This window comes from Holophaga foetida DSM 6591 (assembly GCF_000242615.2).
Lineage (GTDB): Bacteria > Acidobacteriota > Holophagae > Holophagales > Holophagaceae > Holophaga > Holophaga foetida.
Genome location: NZ_KI912268.1, coordinates 927,214 through 945,911 on the forward strand (window position 1 = coordinate 927,214; position 18,698 = coordinate 945,911).

The window sequence follows — 18,698 nt, forward strand, 5'->3', positions numbered from 1 at the left end:
TGGCGGAAGGCGGCCCGACCTTCACCTGAACCCTGCACTGGCTATCAGTGCACCCTTTTGTATGGGGTCTGTGGGCTGTCAAAAGGAGGACGGTAACGGAAACCGTCCTCAAGGGAGGGGAAGGATCAGGGGAAGAAGAAGGGGGCCTCCAATTTCTCCGCACCCAGGACCCGTTCCAGAATGGCCAACGAGTTTTGAAGGCCTTGGATCTGATCAGGTTCCATTGCGGCGAGCCCTGCCAGCAGATGCCCCTGGGCAGGGTGAGGTGCAGACGTGAGGATGGTCTGCCCATTTACTGTCGGACAAAGGGAAATTCGGCGGCGATCCACAGGGTCCGGCTTGCGCTCTACCAATCCCTTCGCAACCAGTCGATCAATCACTCCCACAACGGTGCTTGGATCCAGGTGCATCTGAGCGGAAAGATCCTTCATGGAGAGGGGACCACTGCGCCCCAACTCCCATAGAGCCCATAACTGTGGACCAGTCAGGTCGAACCGACGCTCCACAGACCGGGAGTATTCCTCAAGCGCCTTCACAATCCTGCGAAGGCTCTGCATGCAAGCCTGAATCACGGGAGATGGGGTGGACTGGGGCATAAGCGCGAGACCTGGGGAAATGGTTTGTGGTAGACATAGTTTGCATTGATAATCGTATTCGTCAACCCTTTCCACGACAACCGAGAGAGGGATCATGAAATCTGGATCGAGGATTGTCTTGTCAGACCCCGCAGCACGCCTTTTCCCCTCCCGCACTCGTCGCTTTCGGCTCCTTGCCCATACGCGGCGGATCGTCGGGGTCATGCTACCCCTTGGTTTGGGAATCGGCCTCTGTGTGGCCCTGGCCCTTGGAGGCCTAGAGCTGTTTGAGCCATGGGTCAGTCGAATTGGAGGAAGAACGCACTCCCTAATCCTGCTACCAGCTCTGGGCCTGGTACTTGCCACAGCTTGGCTCCAGCTGTCAGGCGCAGGGGAAGTCTCCCTCTTCAAAGATCTCGACCTAGCCCGCAAGGATCCCTACCAAGTGTTCCCTTTCTGGGCGTCTTTGGCAAAAGTCGTGGGCTGCGTCCTGACCATTGGTTTCGGAGGTAGCGCAGGGGTGGAAGGACCAGGCAAGTGGTTCGGTGCGGCCCTGGGGCTTCAATACCACCGAATCGTCCGCGCCGGGGCTCAGCGTTATTCACCGCTACGACGCCTCCTGATTTCCCCCATGGTCATGGTCCGATCAGGAGCTGCGGCGGCTCTGGCCGCAGTCTTTCGAGCCCCCTTGTCAGGGGCACTGATGGCGGCGGAGCATGACGGAAGAATCTCCCCAGAGTCACTCGTTCCCTGCTTGGTCTCTGCTGCCGCGGGGTACATTGTCTTTGCCGCCAGGATGGGCCACGCGCCACTGCTTCCTTTGGCTCGGCCGTACACCCTGGGAGGGCGTGAAGTCGCCTGGTCGCTTTTGCTTGGGCTATGCTGCGGACTAGGAGCCTCCCTGTTTCTCTGGGTCAGGGCGCGTCTCGGGTCTTGGTTAAGACGCTATCCATTGATGGTGAGGGGGTTGATAGCTGGATTGGGGCTGCTCCTGCTGGTTCTGCCAGGGCATTTCCTTTGGGATGGCCTTCCAGTCATACAGGGAGGCGGCCTTGAGTTGGTGCGCCACTTGCTAGAAGAGCAGACGCTGCCCAGGTACGCATTGTTATTCTTCGCCTTGAAGCTCTTTGCGACCGGGCTGACCTTTGCTGGTGGCGGAATTGGCGGCATCTGGCTTCCCAGTGTCACCATGGGGGCTGCAATCGGCACAGCCTTGGATGGTGTGCTCGGCCTGGGGCAGCCTGGGTACATGGCGCTCGTCGGCGCTTCGGCGTTTGCTGGGGCCACCCATAACACCCTACTCGTGCCTTGTGTCTTTCTGGCAGAAACGACCGCCCAAGCAGCCCTGGTGGTTCCAGCCCTTGTGGGGACTGCAGTAGCCTATCTGGTGATACAGGAGCGCTCCTAATCGCCCCACTCCCTCAGCTTCCGCCCCTCTCTATCCCCGCCCGCTTTTATGCCCCTTCGACGCCTTCTTGCCAACAGAGGCTATGCCAATACCAAAATGAAACATCGCTGCATCCGCCTGCATTCTGACTCCGAGCCAGTCCTCAATGCGGAGACGAGCATCTTTTGATAATCTTTTTTTAGACATGACATAAAACAACATCAACCTCTTTTTTTCGCCACTGGGTAGCACTTCCACCCCATCCGTAATCACAACGCTGGTTACATCAGGATAGAGGAGCCTCAATTCATTGGCCACATCGTCTACCTTGCCAAGGGGGGCGTCACGGGCCGCCAGTTCTGACTTCAGAGCCTGGATCTGATTTTGCAAGACATTAATTTGATTGGCCTTCTCCACCACCACGGCCTGACTGTCGCGCAACAAATCGGACAGCAGACTCGACTTAAGCGCCGTCACGTCTACACGGTTGTCACCCATCTGGTGCAGGACGATGCGCGCGCCCACAAGTCCGACCGTAGACAGGCGTTCATGTATCGTGCGGAGCGTATCCGCATTGAGCGGGTCGCCGATCAGTGACAGTGTGATAACACGTGTATCCGGGTCGACCTTGGTGGCAACCACATGGCTATTTTCGAATGTAAACTCCCGCACGACGAAGGCCTGAGCCTTGAATTTGAATACCTCATGCCTGACCAGCTTCAAGGCCAAGTAAATGCTAGGCAGGGTAGTGCCGAGTGCCAAGACCAGCAGGATGGTCTTAACTCGCTTCGCCAAAATCGGATCCGCGAAGCTATGGCGTTTGAGTTTTAGGGCACGGATGCCTACCACCGTCGCCAGGGCGATGAACACACAGTTGATCGTGTAGAGATACACGGCACCGCCCACGAAATGCCACTGCCCTGTGGCAAGGCCGAAACCTGCGGTGCATACAGGTGGCATCAGCGCTGTGGCTATCGCCACGCCTGGAATGACATTGGATCTTTCGCGCCGTGTCACACCAATAATCCCAGCCAAACCGCCAAACAGGGCAATCAGGACATCCCACAACGTCGGCGCGGTGCGAGCGAGTAGTTCGGACCGAGCCTGCTGCAGGGGCGTCAACAGAAAGTAACCTGCGGACACCACTAAGCTAATCAGAGTGGCGATTCCGAGATTTCTAAGGGACCGCTTGACGAGTTCGAAGTCATAGACTGCGACACCGAGCCCCGTTCCCATGATTGGCCCCATGAGGGGGGAAATCAGCATGGCACCGATGATTACTGCAGTGGAATTAACATTCAGCCCAACCGACGCGATGAAAATGGCGAATATCAGAATCCATGGGGTCGCCCCGCGAAATTCCGAACCGTCGCGAATTCTTGACTCGATTTCCGCGTCGTCCGCCTTGTCTTCGAGCAGACTAAAGCGATGCGCCAGTGCCCGGCGAATCTGCACCAGTTCAGCCAAGATGGATGCCTTTGGTTTAATCATAAATACTCATACCGACCATTTTAAAACTATAGCAGACACCATACCACTGTCGGACGCCACGCAGAATGAACTTCGGCCCTGGGGATGCTACACAGGTAGAGGAGAAAGAAGTGCTGGCCAATCTTGGGCGCAGAATCAGGTTCGTCGGGACGGCCGGATCCTGCATGCAAAGTGACCGCGCCCACGGCCCTCTCCAAACGCCGGACGATCCAGACCGCAGCCACCAGAATGGATACGAAGAAGTAGAACCCCTCGTAGAAGTAGGCGGTCTTGAATCCCATATTCAGATGGATGGGCCACATGAGATCTCCTGACCATTGTTATGGGAGCCACCCGTCAGAAGTTCCGTCACCGGATACCCGAGAAGCCTCGGGCCTCCAGAAAGAGAACGCCCTCCTGAAAAGCGCTCAGGGTTTGGCCGAATGAGGCAATCGGGACGGTTGGAGTGCCAGTTGCCGTTGGCGGGGGGGTCGCCACCAACGGTGAAACACCGCCCAGAAGAACGAGTGCCAGAATACAGCCTTGGAGATGTTCAGATGGCCTCATGACATGTCCCCGATCTGAAACCTGTCAAGTCGCCAGGCCGTGACTGGGATTGCAAGCCCTATGAGCCGGATCATCCCGCCCTTCCGCCACGGCCCGGACCTGGCAGGCTAGGCCTTCCCGTGGAGGCGATGCCGTTCCCCAGTGTGGGGAAGGAGATAGCGCCTCGATGTAGCAGTCCTCGCAGAGCTTCTTCCCCTGGTAGTCGGAGGCGTCTTCCTCCCGTAGGGGTTTCTTGCAGATGGCACATTCCATGGCGGTCTCCGGAGCGCAGGCGCTCAAACCTGAGGGACTTCTTTCTGGATCCGCTGGGTCATATCCGCGATGACCGCTTCGTCGATCAAGGTCTTCCCCTTCTCCACGCCCAGTTCTGTCAGGACGAAGGAGGTGTGGGGCAGCCCGAGGCGTTCGAAGATCTTGCGCCCGCAGCCGGTGGGGCACCCATCGATCACAAGGTTCAGTTCCGAATCCCGGGCGCTCTTGAGGTAGCCCTCCAGTTCAGCGCCGATGGCCGCCAGACAGAACATCTTGGCGTCGCCCTGGAGATTGAGACGGCGGGCCACCTGATCAGCCAGGTAGCCAGTGTTGGCTGCGCCAGAACAGGCGAAAACCAAGTGCTTGGAGGATGCAGAGCAGTTGCACTTCATGGGATCTCCTTGTGGGGATGGGCCTGGGAAGCCTCAGGCCGGGAAACGGGTCTGCCATGCGAGCAGGAGCACCCAGAGGGCGCAGCCGCAGAGGAGAAGCCCCATGGCCTTGGGCAGCCAGCGGCCCAGGACCCGGGAGAAGCGGCTCTGGGCGTATTTGCTGGCCCAACCCGAGGAAGCCCCGGCCAGGAAGAGGAGCAGGACGTGGCCAAGGGCATAGACGAAGAGCAGCACGCCGCCCCAGAGGACCTGCTTCTGGAGGGCCACCAAGGTGAGCACGGCGGCCAGGGCCGGGGTGGCACAGGGAGCCGAGAGGGTGCCCGTCAGCCCACCCAGGGCGAAGGCCCCGAGCAGGCCCGCACCCTGGAAGCGGTGCAGATGGCCATGGGCCTTGAAGGGCAGCGAGTAGAGTCCGAGCAGGTGCAGGCCGATGGCCAGCAGGACCAGGCCGAGGATGGCCTTCCAGCCCCAGCCGATATCCCCCAGCAGGGAGCCCGAGATGGCCGCCAGAAGGCCCAGGGCCGTGAAGGCTGCTGCGAGCCCCAGCACGAAGACCCCCGAAAGGACTACCGGGTGGTGGCGACCCTCACTGGTGCCCCCGGTGAAGCCCACCACCAGAGGGGCGGCCACCAGGACGCAGGGGTTGGCCGAAGTCAGCAGACCGCCCAGGAAGACGATGCCGAGCTGCTGGTAGGCCGGGGCCTGGGCGACCGCATCGGCGAGACGTTCGACCAGGCCACCCATTACTTCAATCCAGCCTTGGCCAGGGCCGCCATGAACTCGTCCTTGGACCAGAAACCGACATGGCGGAGGACTTCCTTGCCGCTGGCGTCGAAGATCACCTGGGTGGGCATGGCCATGACCCGGTGCTTACGAGCTTCCTCAAGATACTGGGTCACGTAAAAATTCCGGACGTTTGCCCGGTTTCCATACTGCTGCTGGAGCTGTCCCAGGATGGGCTGCATCTTCATGCAGGGAATGCAGGTGGGGCCGCCGAACTCGATGACGCTCCACTTGCCGGATTTGAGGGCCTGCTGCAGCCCGGCGGGGTCGAGGGCGGGCACCGAATTCTGGGCGGAAAGGGCGGTTGAAGCGACAAGCACGAGGGCGCTGAGACGCGGAAAGGTCATGGGAACTCCTCTAAGTGGTATGGATCAAGCCTGCAGAAGCTTGAGGATCTCGTCGGGGCTGGCGGCCTTGCCCTGGATGCGGAGCTTGCCATCTATGGCCAGGGCGGGGGTGGAGAGGATTCCCCGGGCGGCCATCGCCGCGTAGTCGGAGATCTTGACGATCTCGTGGGCGCCGCCGGACTGCTCCACGGCGAGCTTGGCGTTCTTGGCGAGGGTTTCGCACTTGGCACAACCGGGACCGAAGACTTCGATGAGCATGGCTTCTCCTAGAAGAGGGCGTTGAAGAGGTAGCCCACCAGCAGGATGCCGAGGGCCACGACGCCGATGAAGGTGGCGATGAGCTTGGGGCGCATGACGCGCCGGAGAATGACGGTCTCCGGGAGGGAGAGCCCGATGACAGCCATCATGAAAGCCAGGGTGGAACCCAGAGCGGCACCCTTGCCCAGCAGGGCCTCCACGATGGGCAGGACCCCAGCGGCATTCGAGTAGAGGGGAACCCCGACAGCGACGGCCAGGGGAACGCTATACCAAGACTTCTTCCCTAGAAGCCCGGCCATGAAGGACTCTGGCACATAACCATGGATGAGGGCGCCCACGGCGATGCCCGCAAGAATGAAGGGCCAGACCTTGCCGACGATATCCTTCACCCCCTGGATGGCTTGGTCGATGCGCATGGGGAAGGTGAGTATCTCCTCCTCGCTGTCCCCCATGGCTGGGGCCTTGAGGGCATCCTGCACCCAGCCCTCCAGGTGGGCCTCCATGCGGAGGCGCCCCAGGATCAGGCCTGAGAGGAAGGCGATGGCGAGGCCCGTGCCCGCATAGATCAGAGCAATCTTCCACCCGAACATGGCCAGGAGCATGCCCAGGGCCACCTCGTTGATCATGGGGGCGGCCACCAGGAAGCTGAAGGTCACCCCCAGGGGGACCCCGGCCCGCAGGAAGCCGATGAAGAGGGGCACGGCAGAACAGGAACAGAAGGGGGTCAGGATGCCGAAGATGGAGGCGAAGGCGTTGCCCAGGCCGGTCCCACGCTTGGACAAGGCATCGCGGACTTTCATCGGACTGATGAAGGACTGGAGAAAGGTGACGATGAAGACCACCAGGGTGAGCAGAAGCAGCACCTTGGGCACGTCATAAAAGAAGAACGCGACCGCCTCGCCCAGGTGGGACTTGGGGGTGAGACCAAAGAGGCCGAAGGCGATCCATTCGGAGAGGCGATGGATCACCATGTAGAGAACGACCCAGGCAGGCAAGGCCAGGCACAGCCATCCACCTTTCCTGAAGAATCCGGGGTGTTCAGGCTTTCCTGACCCACCCTGGGGCGAGCATGCGCAGGGAAGCTGCTCAGACACGGGTCGCCTCCTTGGTTTCGGCAGCTTGGACCTTGCCGCAGACAACCGCGATAGCTTGCCCCTTTACCATGCCAGCGCGGGTGCGATCTGCCTCAACTTCGGGGAGGCGCAGGGCTTCCATGAGGATGCCCTTCAACAGAGGGTCTCCCTCGAATCCTGGGATGACGGATACGAATACCCAGCGCCCCTCCTTGCGTTCGCTCACGAAACCCGCCCGGCGAAGTTCCCGGAGGGCCTCCGAAACGGAGGACTGGGGCACCTGGAGAATTTCCGCCACCTGGCACACGCTCAGTTCACTTGAATGCAGCAGGGCCAGTACCCGCAGACGAATCGGGTGAGACACCGCTTTCAGTCGTTCCACGAGGGTTTTCAGATCGTCCAACATTTCAACGCACCTCTTCCGGCTTCCCCGAAGGCTTCATAGCCTTCAACCAGAGAAAGTATAGACTCATCGGAAATTTTCGAAATACAAAAACATCATCCGCCGCCCCATACGGGCAGATTGACCTCAGAACCGACACGCGTACGGACGCCCTTGCAGGCGCTCAAAATTGTTCCGCTGAATCGTAAAAAATCTTGTAGGATCAAAATAGATATTCAGATGAGTAATCCAATGAAAACAAGCCCAAAAGCTCCTGCACCAGAAAAACAGAATGAAGAGAAGACCCGGGTTCTCTCCCGGGCACATGACATCCTTATGGCAATTCACCACCACCCGGACGGTTTGACCCTGCGGGAAATCTGTAATTACACCAAGCTTCCCCGCTCGACGGTTCAGCGGATTCTGGGCACATTGGAAGAACAGAATACGGTCATAACCGCGCCTTCGAGCGGTTTGTACCGACTGGGGCCCACATTGACCCTTCTTGCGGAAAATGTCCGACCCTTTGATATCGCAAAAATTGCTCGACCTATGCTTATGCAAATCGCAAGCAAGACCGACGAGAGCGTCTATCTATGCGTCATAGCACACGGAATGGCTGTTGTTGTTGATCTTATTCGTGGAATTCACCCCATACAGACCGTCACCACCATGGGGACATCCCTTTCACTCCACGCAACAGCCTGTGGGAAAGCCCTACTGGCCGCCCTTCCAGAAACAGATCTGGAAGCCATGGGCCTTCAACATAAGCTCAATCGATTCACGGAAAATACCATAACCAACTGGGATGACCTACGGATTGATCTCGGGAAGATCAGAACCACGGGGATCGCTCTGGATTATGACGGGCACCAGGTAGGCACCAGCGCCATCGCAGTACCGATCAAAGGTCCAAGTGGCGAAATCGCATCTATAAGTATACCAATGCCAACAGAGCGTTTTCATATCATGGAAGAACAGCTCGTCAAGATCCTCAGGAAGAGCACTCAGTCGTTGCGCTGGGAACCATAAGCCGAATGGATTGGGATCGGCGGGAAAAGCTGAATCGTCCACCCATGCCCGCCTAGCCAAGCCTATCCCCGGGTCGACCCGATCGAGACGATGGATGAGCCCTTACCTCGGTCCTTTTCGTGCCGCGAGGTGCGCAGCGTCCGCGCAGGTGTCTCCGCGGCCCACATGCTCTTCTCCTGGGGTAAAAACGCACTCCGTGGCTCTCGACTGGCCATAAATACATCAACCCGGCCCGCACGACTTCAGCGTGATCAGCGTTCAATGTGCCCGAAGAGTGGGCAGACCTGCCCGAAGAGCGGGAAAAAAACTTATTGCCATCAGGCGCGACCCGTTCTAGATTCGGTACATGAAAACCGCCTAGCAGTGCAGTAGCCCATTTCCATCGAGCAGGGTCCATTCCTGCCTCAATGCAAGCCCGATGCAATAACCGGGCTGATGAAAAGGGGAGATAGGGATAGTGAGGTTCAATGCCAGGAATGGTTCGGATGAATCCGTTCCGCTCAGAAAAACAAGGCTCCCCATGGAGGCGACCCATGCGACCAGACTACTGACTGCAGTATGAGTGCCGATACATGCCTCAAGATCATTAAGGACTTCGTGGAATTTCCAAAGAACAGTCCTGTAATCAAGTAGGTTCAATACAAAGCAGCCCGCCCCTTCGCGACCACAGCCCATGGCACCAAAAAGGGGAGCGGAAAAGGGCGTCCAACTCCCGGCCACTTCGCCGAAGGGGGTTTCTCTGTACGCCAGTGTCGGCCTTCAGTTCTTCGTCCTCATACGCCCTAACTTAATATCCCAAGGTCTTACAATGCCGAATTTTCTCATCCATAAGCAAGGGAATGACCCTCCATCCCACGCATCGACCCGAACCCAATCGCTGAGCAATTACCATCCGAACGCCCCATATGGAGACCCAGAAAATGAGGCAAGTTGCTGTTGGTAACATTATTGACAATGCGAAATTCAACGGTTTTTTCAAATCCGTCCTTGCCATATGCATGGCGACCACCATCTGCGATGGCTTTGATATAAACATCTTCGGCCTGATCATCCCCAGCCTGATGAAGGACTGGCAATTACACCCCGCCCAGATCGGCCTCCTCGCCAGCTGGGGCATGTTCGGAATGATCTTCGGTTCTCTGATCTTCGGCCCCCTGGCTGATGCCATCGGCAAGAAGCATTCGATCATGGTTGGAACAGCCATGTACGTGATCCTGACCACCGCTTGTGGCTTCGTCCACAGCTTCACGGTCTTCGCCATTCTGCGGTTCTTTGCAGGGTTCGCCCTCGCTGGCGTGTTTCCCCTGGCAGGCGTAATCGCCTCGGAGTATTCCCCCCAGGCCATCCGCAGCCGTGTGACGGTGTGGGCCACCTCTGGCATGGCCATCGGAACGGTCATCGCTGCCATTGTGGGCATTGCCCTCATCGGCCCCTATGGGTGGCGTTCCATGTTCTACGTCTCCGCCCTCGGCATCTTCCTGCTGCTGGCCCAGAGTTTTCTTCCCGAGTCCATCGCCTACCTCAAGCGCAAGGGCCACAACAAGCAGATCGGCCACATCCTTCATCGGATCGACCCTTCCTTCACCCCCACCGAAGAGGACGACTACCAGCTGGCCAAGAAAGATCCCGGCAAGGGCAGCGTCAGCAACCTGTTCAAGGATGGCTTCGCCAAGAACACCATCCTCTTCTGGCTGATGTTCCTGAGCAGCTACACCTTCATCTACGGCGTCCTGATATGGCTGCCCAAGCTCATGACCATGAAGGGCTTCAGCATCCGCGGCGGCCTATTTTTCACCATGACCTGGAACCTGGGATTCATTCTGGGCATCCCCCTCTTCGGCTGGCTTCAGGACAAGTTCGGCGGCAAGCGCACGCTCCAGGTCTGCTGGGTGATCCTCGCAGTCCTTATCTCGACCCTCGGATTCATCAACAACCCCTACCTCCTCACGGTCATCCTTTTCTTCACCGGCGCTTGCCAGCATGGCTGTTCCGGAGCCCTGGGCTCCTACGTGACCCAGTCCTACCCGGCCTCCTTCCGTGGAACCGGCGCAACCTGGTGCTACGGACTCGGTCGTATCGGCGGCACCATCGGCCCCATGATCGGAGGCTTCCTGGTGGCCAAGAAGCTGCCGGTGGGCTACAACATGATGTTCTTCGCGATTTTCCTCATCATCGGGGCCATCCTGGCAACCTTCACGACTGATTTCTTCAAGAAGAAATCGGCCGCCTAGCCCCACGCAAACCCGGAGTCTAGTCGAAATGGAACTCACTACTGAACAACTCTTCGAGGAACGGCTTGGCCGATACCAGAGGGCCATCGCCCTTGAACCTGTGGACCGCGTGCCCATCGCGGTGGGGTCCAACACCTTCGCAGAAACTTACGGCGGAATCACCAAGCAGGAGGTCGTCTACGACCCGGCCAAGTGGCTGTCGAGCGAGATAAAATTCTGTCGGGACTTCCCGGAAGTGGATGTGCTCCGGAACAACCGTTTCTGGGTCCCTCTCTACGATGCGGTGGACCTCAAGACCTATAAGTTCCCGGGACGCAACCTGCCCCTGGATGGTGCCCTCCAGTTTGTGGAGGACGAATACATGCGAGCGGACGAGTACGACGATTTCATCGCATCTCCGGCTCGCTACATGATGGAGAAGTTCCTCCCGAGGATCTTCGGGGAGATGGGGCAGGATCCCGCCCGTTCCCACTTTGCCTTCCTCAAAGCGGGTCTGGCCCAGGCCAAGCTCGGGGAGGTCATGCGGAACCGAAGCATCCAGCTGCAGACCCAGTGCGGCATGCCTCAGCCCGCAACGGGCGCCTTCCTTGCGCCCCTCGATGCCCTGGGGGATGTCATGCGGGGCATGGTGGGCATCCTGAAGGACACCCGGCGCAATCCGGACAAGCTCCTTGAGGCCTGCGAAATCATGACTCCCATCATGATCCGCTTCGCCCTGGCGACGGCAGACCCCTTCCGTCGCTATCCGATCTTCGTGCCGACCCACAAGCCGACCTTCATGTCGCCCAAGCAGTTCGACACGTTCTACTGGCCTTCCTTCAAGAAGACTCTCCTGGGGGTCATCGAAGCTGGCCACAAGGTCCGCTGCTACCTGGAGGGGGATTGGTCGGCCCACTGGCACCACTTCCTGGAACTGCCCAAGGGGAGCATCCTCCTGGACATTGACGACCCGGCCGACAACATCTTCAAGGCCAAGAAGGAGATCGGCCACCACATGTGCCTGGCTGGCGGTATCGCCAGCACTCAGTTCATCCTCGGCACCCCCGAGGAAATGGATGCGCGGGTGAAGCGGCTCTGCGAAGAGTGCATGCCCGGTGGAGGCTATATCCTGAGCGGGAGCTGCTACATCCCCTCCAACACCAAGCCCGAGAACTACAAGGCCATGGTCGATGCGGCCATGAAGTACGGCTGGTACGACCGGAACCTCAAACCCAAGCCGATGGAGCCCCTACCCGTTCTCAAGGGTGCACCGGAGATGGGGGACAAGGGCATGCTGACGCCGTGGTCCGTCAAGAAAGCCGAGTTCGGCGGGATCCCTGGTGACGAGCAACTCATCCAGAAGCCCTGGGAATCGATCGAGGATATGGCCTTTACCTGGCTCTGGAACTGGGTCTTCTGACCCGCCAGAGATCCTGGCGCGCCATCCAGGCAGCCGCAAAATCCAAGTTTGACAACAAGCCCCACCCCCTCTCCGGGGTGGGGCCTATCATGGGGATGTCAGTCCAGTCAGACAGGGAGATCCCATGGATAGATCTGAGAAGCTGAAAGTGCTTCAGATCGCAGCAACACTTGCCTCCAGGTCGAGTGACCTTGATGGCTCGAACGAGTTCAAGCTGAAACACGCCGCAGAAGCGGTCCTTGACTGCTTGGGGGACGATGGGTGGTGGGAGCGGACTGAGGAGAGGGCCCTGAACACAATCAGGTAGGCCCACCACAAGCCTTGGACGACGGAAAGGGGGCCATTTCTGGCCCCCTTTCGTCTTTCAACCCAACCCGCCCCCTCACCAGACGATTCTTGCGAGGGCACTTGCCAATGCCCCCAGGAGAAGTAGGAACACGGCCACCTTACCCAGTTCATGCGCCCCGGAGGAAAGGGGTTCCCCGGAATTTTCAGGAAGATCTGATCCCAGTCCTTGTTTCAACAAGGCTGGCGTCCGCGTGGCGATTTCAGCCTCCTGCGCCAAGTGTGGGCCCCCCCTGGCCGGAGGGGAAGGGACGGAGCCATGATGACCGTCCCCTTCACACAAGAGCCTGGCGGATCGCCTCCACTAGGCTCTTCATGCCAAACGGCTTGTGCAGGAAACCCATGAGCCCTCCCGCAAGCATATCGTTCACGGACTGATCATTGGCGAAACCGGAAGCCGCGATGACCCGCACCTCCGGATCCAGGCTCCGGAGACGCTGGAAGGTTTCACGGCCTGAGAGGCCGGGCATGACCATATCCAGGAGAACAAGCCTGATCTCCTGGTGATGTGCCTCAAAAACCCGTATCCCTTCCGCGCCATCGACGGCCTGGAGAATCCGATATCCCATGGAGCCCAGGATGCGGGCGGTCGTGCTTCGGATCATGTCCTCATCATCGATGACGAGGATGGTGCCTTCGCCCCGATGCTGTTCCCGGACGGACTCATGAACAGGCTCCGGCCTGGGCACCTCGTCCAGGGGCAGGAGGATGTTGAAAGCACTGCCCTGGCCAGGTTCCGATTCCACCTGAAGGGCCCCCCGATGGGACTTCACGATGCCGTACACCGCGGCGAGACCAAGACCTGTGCCCCTGCCCTCGGCCTTGGTGGTGAAAAAGGGTTCGAAGATCCGAGCACGGATCTCAGGGGGGATGCCGTGGCCCGTATCCCGGACGGAGAGGCGGACGTAGGCACCAGCCTCGATATGAAATCCCACGGGATCCGACAAGGGTTCCCGGAGTCGCACATCTTCGGTCTCGACCGTCAGGACGCCCCCCTCCGGCATGGCATCCCTGGCGTTGATGCAGAGATTGAGCAGGGCGTTCTCCAGCTGGGAAGGGTCTCCCACCACCTGTGGATTCCTGGCATTGAGCGCCTGCCTGATCTCGATCCGCTTGTCGACGCTCCTGGACAGAAGCCCCAAGGTGTCCTGGATGATGCGATGGAGATCCAGGGCTGTGGACACCAGCTTGCCTTTGCGACTGAAGGCCAGGAGCTTGGAGGTGAGCTCCGCCGCCCGTTCGCTGGCCTGGATGATGGTCTTCACCAGGGCCCTATGGGGAGCATCCTCCGGGAGCTCCTCCGCGAGAAGCTCCGCCGAGCCCAGGATGCCCGCCAGCATGTTGTTGAAATCGTGGGCCACGCCACCGGCCAGCTGCCCGATGGCGTCCATCTTCTGGCTCTGGCGCAGCTGCTCCTCCTGGACCCGCAGGGATTCTTCGGCGGCCACCTGTTCGGTGATATCCACGGCGATGCCGAGGCAGCCCTGGAAGTGGCCTCCCGGGACATCCACGGGGGTGAGGACCATCTCCACCAGCCGTCGATCTCCTTTCCTGGTGATCCACTGCCAGCGGACCATCTCCATCTGGTTCTCCCTGGCCATGTTCGCGAACACAGACAGGGAGTCATCGAATGCCAAGCCGGCAGCAACCATGCCCTTCCTCCTCTCCTCGACCTCGTCGAGGTCATGCCAGAGGAGAGGGGTTTCCTTGCCGACCACTTCAGCACTCGTCCAGCCCAGGATCCTCTCGGCCCCCCGGTTGAAAACCTGGATCACGCCGCGGGAATCCGTCATCACAATGCTCACCAGGGTGGCCGCGTCCAGCAGGTTCTGGAGATAGCCCAAGGCTGATGACAGTTTGGTTTCCGTGGCCCGGAGATCATCGACCCGCTCTTCGAGCCTCGCAAGCATGGCACGCAGCTGCTCGGTCATGGCGTTGAAGGTGGATGCAAGCGTGCCCACCTCATCCATGCGCTCCACGCGCGCCGTCAGATCAAGTTCACCGTCGGCAATGCGGGTAGCCGTATCCACGAGATGCTCCAGCGGGCGGGTGATGCTCCGGGCGAGGAACACCGAGGCCAGCACCGCGGCCAGGATGGCCACCACCGTCACCAGAGCCGAAAACCACATGAGCCGCCGGATGGGCTGGAAGGCCTCGGAGATGGCCTGCTCACCCACCAGCCCAACCTTCAGTTGCGGAATCCACGAGTAGACCCCGATCACCCGGTCCCCCGAATAGTTCGTGTAGATGCCGTCGCCGCTTCCATGGCCTTCGATGGCGGCATTCACCGCCATGGTGGAGATATAGGTTCCACCGGGGTCGTAACCAGGCGTGCTCGTCTCGGTCAGGAGGACATGGTTGGCCCCCACCAGATAGGTTTCCGCGGTCCTGCCCAGCCCGAGGGGGGTTTTCAGGATCTCGCTGAGCTGGGCTAGGCGGGTCTGGCTCGCCAACACGCCAACGCTCTCACCACGCGCATTCCGGATCGGAATCACAATAATCAACGCGCTGGCGCCTTCCGTAACCGAGGAATAGGAAAAGGTCACCACGTGGGCGCCGGCCTGCCTGCACCCCTCCGTGAAATAGGCCTGCAGCCCCCGAAATTCGCCCAGGATATTGGGATCGCTTGAGGCCACCACCCAGCCTCGGGCGTTCAGGAGGAAGATTTCGTCGATTCGCCCACTTGCCCGGGCGTAGTCGCGCAACTGCGTCTGCAGGGGATTCCCTGCAGCGTTTTCCGGACTCAGGCTCCCGAGGGCGGTCGCCATATCTTCCCGGATCGCAGGAAAGCTAAGCAGTGCGGCCAGATCCCGCTCCCGATTCTTGACCCACATCTCCACCGAAGCCTTGCGCGAGCAGACCGCCGAGTTCAACCTCCGCTTCACCTGCTCCCGCAGGTCATGCTGCCCCACCCGCCCCACAATGAGGCTGATCAGCCCCGAAGGGATGATCAGCAGCATCAGAAACGCCACCAGCAGGCGGGTGCGGATTGAGCGGAGTCTCATCTGGCCTCATTCCCCCTGGGCAACGCATCGGCCCTGTTCAGGGTTTCGCGGGTGATCAGAGCCTGGGGACTGAAGATGACGCGGGGGAGCTTCTGCCCCTCCAGCAGACGCACCGCCACCTCCATCGCAATGCGTCCGGTCTCCTGCGGGAAGGAGTCGACGGTGCCTGCAAGTTCTCCCCTTCGGATAGAGTCATAGGCAGCCGGGATGCCATCGGTGCCAAAGACCAGCACCTTGCCCAGCTTGTTCCTCCGCTTTACGGCCTCCACGACGCCAAAGGCCATGATGTCGTTGTTGCAGTAGAAGGCCCGCAGCCTGGGATAGCGGTCCAGGATGCCGGATGAAACCTGGAGAGCCCGGTGGAGGTCCCAGTCCGCCCCCTCCTTGGCCACCACCGTGAATGGCGAGCCCTCCAGGGTATCGACGAACCCAGCGGTGCGGTTGATGACAGCGTAACTCCCAGCCAGGCCCATGATCACGGCCACTTCCCCCCCTTCCGGCATGATCGCCTTGAGGTGCTGGGCAACCCGGACCCCATTCTCGTATTGATTGGGGCCAATCCAATGCTCCGCCTCGTAAAGGACTGCGTCGTTGACGTTCAACACCATCTGCCCGCGGCTTCTGGCCTGGAGCAGTGCCGACCGGAGATTGAGATCCGTCTGAGGGGAGACGAGGTAGGCATCGTAATTCCGATAAAGCATGCCTTCGAAAAGCTCCAGCTGCCCTGATGTATCCGACTCCGTGCTGGGTGCCCGAATGTCCAGCCTTACGCCGAGTTCGTCGGCCCGGGACTGCATCCCTGCGGCCAGCAACTGCCAATAGTGGTTCCCGAGGAACTTCATGATCACTCCGATCCGATAGTTCCTGGCCCGCTTGGGCAAGGGCTCAAAACGGCCCGAGAGGAGAGCGGACTGGATGGCATCGGCCTCTCGGGCCGGATCAAATGGTCCGGTACCTGCTACTGGTACCGCCGGTCTCGCGATGCGGGAGGCAGAGCTCCGCCACACCGCCGTAGAGACAGCCAGCAGGGCCATGATTGCAAGGAGGAGCACTGCCCCGGTGATCCATATCAATCGGCGATGAGCACTGATGATGGCACCTCCTCCCCGGCAGAGCCGAGGCCCCTGACACGAAGTCCTTGCAGGGCGTTTCCGACCATCTGCATCGGCCATCGGCATACCGGAGTCAATTTCCAGCGAGGATTCAACCGGGCATCGACGAGATCTACATCGACTTGACGGAGGTGCCAAGCGAGACCCGTGAACTGGCGGAAAGGATCAAGGCCACTGTGCGGGAGGCGACGGGGCTTTCCTGCTCCGCCATCAATGGAATCGGTCCCAAAGCCACCGCGAAGCTGGACAGTTTCAACATCTGGACCGGAAGCCGCGCCTTCTGGGGATACGCGCGGGATCCCTGGTCAGGCAGGAGGAGGGGCAGGCCCGCACCCCGGAAGCGGATCACCCTATCGGGCGCCCAGTGGGCCTCTTCGAAGGCCTCGATTCCTAATGCCCCCCTGGCACGTGCTGCCACAGGATCGAGAGCGTATCCGAGGATTCACTGACAGGCTCCACCACGGCTTCCGCGAAACCGGGAGGACAGAAGGGCAAGGCCTCGTCGGACTCCCACATATCCACGATCTCCGTGGGTTCGCCGACCTTGTTCCGCTTGTAGTGAACCGTGACGAATCGCGTCGCACCGCCCCCGAGGCTGATCGCCTTGCAGCGCGCGCAGCTTTGAACCTCTTCGCAAAAAGAATCTCGGTTCAGCGACTGAAGCATGGGTCCACCCGTCTGTAGTTTTTTGTTCTCATACATGGATAACACTTGTCGAAAACAATTCAAGCTTTTTTTATCGAATACCCATAAGAGCGGATGATAATACCAATACAAATCCCCCTGAATCCACACCTCGCCAAGCAGGGCCGCCGACGGGAAATGCATGGTAGCCGCGGATGAACAAGGTGAACGTGGATTGAGAACCAGTCCCAGGTGCCCAGGTGAACTGCTTTGAGTCGCGTTCACCCCATCATCCACGGACGGTTCTGCATGTCCTATTCCGTGACGGAGGCCGCCTACGTGCCGGTTAACCTGTAATCACCATGGACTACACACTCCGCCCGGCGCACCCTGATGACCTGGAAATCGTCCTGCCCTGGGCCGGAACTGCGGACCTCCTGCAACGATGGGGCGGGCCATCCCTGGCCTTCCCTGGCAATCCCAAGTCCATCTGGGTGGAAATCGAAGCATCTCCGGACAACACCCGTTCTCTTGTCGATGCGAACCGTGAGGTTGTTGGATTCGGCCAGGCCTTGCGCCGGGGCCGGAACATCCACTTGGCCCGCATCATCGTTTCGCCTGACCATCGCGGTCATGGTCTTGGGCTCATCCTCTGCCGGAGACTGATCCAGCAGGCGATCCATGGGCACCGACCGGACGAGATCACCCTGAACGTCCACCCCGACAATGCTGTGGCCATGGCGCTCTACCGCACCCTGGGTTTCAGGCCCACGGCCGGTCTCCCGGAGTCAGAAGCCATCAGGATGTTCCTGCGCCCAGTCCCCCCGTTCACCACAGACGCCGCCAATGCCACCGAGTATCCCCTTCCGTCATCCTGATTCCCCTGCGGTTCCGCCCAAGGTCATTCTCCGTGTAGAATCAGCCTTCAATCCTGTTCAAAACAGAGACGGAGGCATCCATGCGCTGGATTCTACCCATGACGATCTGCCTGACGATGGCCAGCCTCGGGCTGCAGGCCGCCCCCAAAAAGGCGCCGACAGTGCTGCCCGTGAAGGCCAGGACCCAGTACGCGGACTATTACGGCACCATGCTCACCCTGGACAGAAAGGTCCTCAACATCGGCAGCCGGACCTTCGGCTGGGGTATCACCAACGAGAAGCCCTTGGAGATGGCCTACTTCGCCGCCTACCTCAAACCCAAGGGCAAGTTCTCCCGCCTCAAGGCCACCCTTTATGCAGACCCTGACATCAAGGCCGAGCTCCAGTTCCAGATCCGGGCTGAGAAGTACAACGGGGTCGTACTTTCGAGCGAAACCCTGAGCCCCGGCGAGACCAAGGAAATCGAAGTCGAGATCCCGGGCATCCAGCAGGTCTACATCGGCACTGAATTGAAGACCAACCACGACAAGGCCCGGCGCATCATCATCGGCGAGCCCACCTTCCTCAAGTAGCCCCCAGGGCCCAG

21 protein-coding genes are annotated in these 18,698 nt (G+C 59.8%); 8 read left to right on the forward strand and 13 right to left on the reverse strand.

All coding sequences use genetic code 11. From position 1 onward, the window contains the following. Positions 1-125: 125 nt before the first annotated feature. Positions 126-800 (reverse strand): MarR family winged helix-turn-helix transcriptional regulator, encoded by a 675-nt coding sequence (locus HOLFODRAFT_RS19200; RefSeq protein ID WP_084053741.1) that lies wholly within the window; start codon positions 798-800, stop codon positions 126-128. On the opposite strand from HOLFODRAFT_RS19200, the gene HOLFODRAFT_RS0204015 reads away from it, so the two are divergent. Beyond that, entirely contained in the window at positions 799-1,983 is a 1,185-nt protein-coding gene (locus HOLFODRAFT_RS0204015) for a chloride channel protein (protein WP_026939026.1), read from the forward strand. The genes HOLFODRAFT_RS19200 and HOLFODRAFT_RS0204015 overlap by 2 nt on opposite strands. Before the next feature lie 30 nt (positions 1,984-2,013). On the opposite strand, the gene HOLFODRAFT_RS0204020 is transcribed toward HOLFODRAFT_RS0204015, so the two are convergent. The 9 genes from HOLFODRAFT_RS0204020 to HOLFODRAFT_RS19210 all read right to left on the reverse strand — a co-directional run bounded on the left by HOLFODRAFT_RS0204020 (position 2,014) and on the right by HOLFODRAFT_RS19210 (position 7,486). Beyond that, on the reverse strand, positions 2,014-3,453 hold the full coding sequence (locus HOLFODRAFT_RS0204020) for a DUF389 domain-containing protein (RefSeq protein ID WP_005032467.1): 1,440 nt from the start codon (positions 3,451-3,453) through the stop codon (positions 2,014-2,016). A 26-nt stretch (positions 3,454-3,479) separates the two neighbouring features. Then, positions 3,480-3,755, reverse strand: coding sequence for a hypothetical protein (locus tag HOLFODRAFT_RS0204025; protein ID WP_005032465.1), 276 nt, complete (start codon positions 3,753-3,755; stop codon positions 3,480-3,482). 268 nt (positions 3,756-4,023) lie between these two features. Then, positions 4,024-4,251, reverse strand: coding sequence for a hypothetical protein (locus HOLFODRAFT_RS0204030; RefSeq protein WP_005032463.1), 228 nt, complete (start codon positions 4,249-4,251; stop codon positions 4,024-4,026). Positions 4,252-4,274: 23 nt separating this feature from the next. Then, the gene (locus HOLFODRAFT_RS0204035; RefSeq protein ID WP_005032461.1) at positions 4,275-4,643 is read right to left on the reverse strand and encodes a putative zinc-binding protein; all 369 of its coding nucleotides are present in this window, start codon (positions 4,641-4,643) and stop codon (positions 4,275-4,277) included. Between the two features lie 33 nt (positions 4,644-4,676). Continuing rightward, positions 4,677-5,387, reverse strand: a complete 711-nt coding sequence (locus HOLFODRAFT_RS19205; protein ID WP_005032459.1) for a cytochrome c biogenesis CcdA family protein — start codon at positions 5,385-5,387, stop codon at positions 4,677-4,679. After that, positions 5,387-5,773, reverse strand: a complete 387-nt coding sequence (locus HOLFODRAFT_RS0204045) for a TlpA family protein disulfide reductase (RefSeq protein WP_005032457.1) — start codon at positions 5,771-5,773, stop codon at positions 5,387-5,389. The genes HOLFODRAFT_RS19205 and HOLFODRAFT_RS0204045 overlap by 1 nt, the downstream gene beginning before the upstream one ends. Before the next feature lie 24 nt (positions 5,774-5,797). Beyond that, on the reverse strand, positions 5,798-6,031 hold the full coding sequence (locus HOLFODRAFT_RS0204050; RefSeq protein WP_005032455.1) for a thioredoxin family protein: 234 nt from the start codon (positions 6,029-6,031) through the stop codon (positions 5,798-5,800). 8 nt (positions 6,032-6,039) lie between these two features. Further along, the gene (locus tag HOLFODRAFT_RS0204055; RefSeq protein ID WP_005032453.1) at positions 6,040-7,125 is read right to left on the reverse strand and encodes a permease; all 1,086 of its coding nucleotides are present in this window, start codon (positions 7,123-7,125) and stop codon (positions 6,040-6,042) included. Then, positions 7,118-7,486 (reverse strand): ArsR/SmtB family transcription factor, encoded by a 369-nt coding sequence (locus tag HOLFODRAFT_RS19210; RefSeq protein ID WP_158412910.1) that lies wholly within the window; start codon positions 7,484-7,486, stop codon positions 7,118-7,120. Before HOLFODRAFT_RS19210 ends, HOLFODRAFT_RS0204055 begins: the two co-directional genes overlap by 8 nt. A 174-nt stretch (positions 7,487-7,660) precedes the next feature. Between HOLFODRAFT_RS19210 and HOLFODRAFT_RS0204065 the strand changes: the two genes are divergently transcribed. The 4 genes from HOLFODRAFT_RS0204065 (at position 7,661) to HOLFODRAFT_RS0204080 (ending at position 12,455) form a co-directional block, all read left to right on the forward strand. Beyond that, on the forward strand, positions 7,661-8,518 hold the full coding sequence (locus tag HOLFODRAFT_RS0204065; protein ID WP_244432600.1) for an IclR family transcriptional regulator: 858 nt from the start codon (positions 7,661-7,663) through the stop codon (positions 8,516-8,518). Positions 8,519-9,516: 998 nt separating this feature from the next. Continuing rightward, positions 9,517-10,749 carry an MFS transporter gene (locus HOLFODRAFT_RS0204070; protein ID WP_148300352.1) on the forward strand — a complete coding sequence of 411 codons (1,233 nt, stop codon included), beginning with the start codon at positions 9,517-9,519 and terminating at the stop codon, positions 10,747-10,749. A 28-nt stretch (positions 10,750-10,777) separates the two neighbouring features. Then, complete coding sequence (locus HOLFODRAFT_RS0204075) at positions 10,778-12,148, forward strand: uroporphyrinogen decarboxylase family protein (protein WP_005032445.1); 1,371 nt, start codon at positions 10,778-10,780, stop codon at positions 12,146-12,148. A gap of 124 nt (positions 12,149-12,272) precedes the next feature. Continuing rightward, positions 12,273-12,455: a hypothetical protein gene (locus HOLFODRAFT_RS0204080; RefSeq protein WP_005032443.1), complete on the forward strand. Its 183-nt coding sequence runs from the start codon at positions 12,273-12,275 to the stop codon at positions 12,453-12,455. Between the two features lie 313 nt (positions 12,456-12,768). Here the strand turns inward: HOLFODRAFT_RS0204080 and HOLFODRAFT_RS22570 are convergent, their stop codons facing one another. Together HOLFODRAFT_RS22570 and HOLFODRAFT_RS0204090 are read right to left on the reverse strand one after the other, a co-directional pair. Next, entirely contained in the window at positions 12,769-15,498 is a 2,730-nt protein-coding gene (locus HOLFODRAFT_RS22570) for an ATP-binding protein (RefSeq protein ID WP_005032439.1), read from the reverse strand. Beyond that, a complete protein-coding gene (locus HOLFODRAFT_RS0204090) occupies positions 15,495-16,550 on the reverse strand; it encodes a sugar ABC transporter substrate-binding protein (RefSeq protein WP_158412911.1) in 1,056 nt (351 codons plus the stop codon). The genes HOLFODRAFT_RS22570 and HOLFODRAFT_RS0204090 overlap by 4 nt, the downstream gene beginning before the upstream one ends. A 191-nt stretch (positions 16,551-16,741) precedes the next feature. Here HOLFODRAFT_RS0204090 and HOLFODRAFT_RS25740 point away from each other — a divergent pair, with 191 nt between their 5' ends. Beyond that, complete coding sequence (locus tag HOLFODRAFT_RS25740; RefSeq protein WP_425280008.1) at positions 16,742-17,059, forward strand: hypothetical protein; 318 nt, start codon at positions 16,742-16,744, stop codon at positions 17,057-17,059. Here HOLFODRAFT_RS25740 and HOLFODRAFT_RS24975 read toward each other — a convergent pair. Next, the gene (locus tag HOLFODRAFT_RS24975) at positions 17,001-17,276 is read right to left on the reverse strand and encodes a hypothetical protein (protein WP_005032434.1); all 276 of its coding nucleotides are present in this window, start codon (positions 17,274-17,276) and stop codon (positions 17,001-17,003) included. The genes HOLFODRAFT_RS25740 and HOLFODRAFT_RS24975 overlap by 59 nt on opposite strands. Before the next feature lie 320 nt (positions 17,277-17,596). Here HOLFODRAFT_RS24975 and HOLFODRAFT_RS22575 point away from each other — a divergent pair, with 320 nt between their 5' ends. Together HOLFODRAFT_RS22575 and HOLFODRAFT_RS0204110 are read left to right on the forward strand one after the other, a co-directional pair. Further along, positions 17,597-18,112 carry a GNAT family N-acetyltransferase gene (locus HOLFODRAFT_RS22575; protein ID WP_005032432.1) on the forward strand — a complete coding sequence of 172 codons (516 nt, stop codon included), beginning with the start codon at positions 17,597-17,599 and terminating at the stop codon, positions 18,110-18,112. 80 nt (positions 18,113-18,192) lie between these two features. Next, a complete protein-coding gene (locus tag HOLFODRAFT_RS0204110; protein WP_005032429.1) occupies positions 18,193-18,684 on the forward strand; it encodes a uroporphyrinogen decarboxylase/cobalamine-independent methonine synthase family protein in 492 nt (163 codons plus the stop codon). The last annotated feature ends 14 nt before the right edge of the window (positions 18,685-18,698 follow it).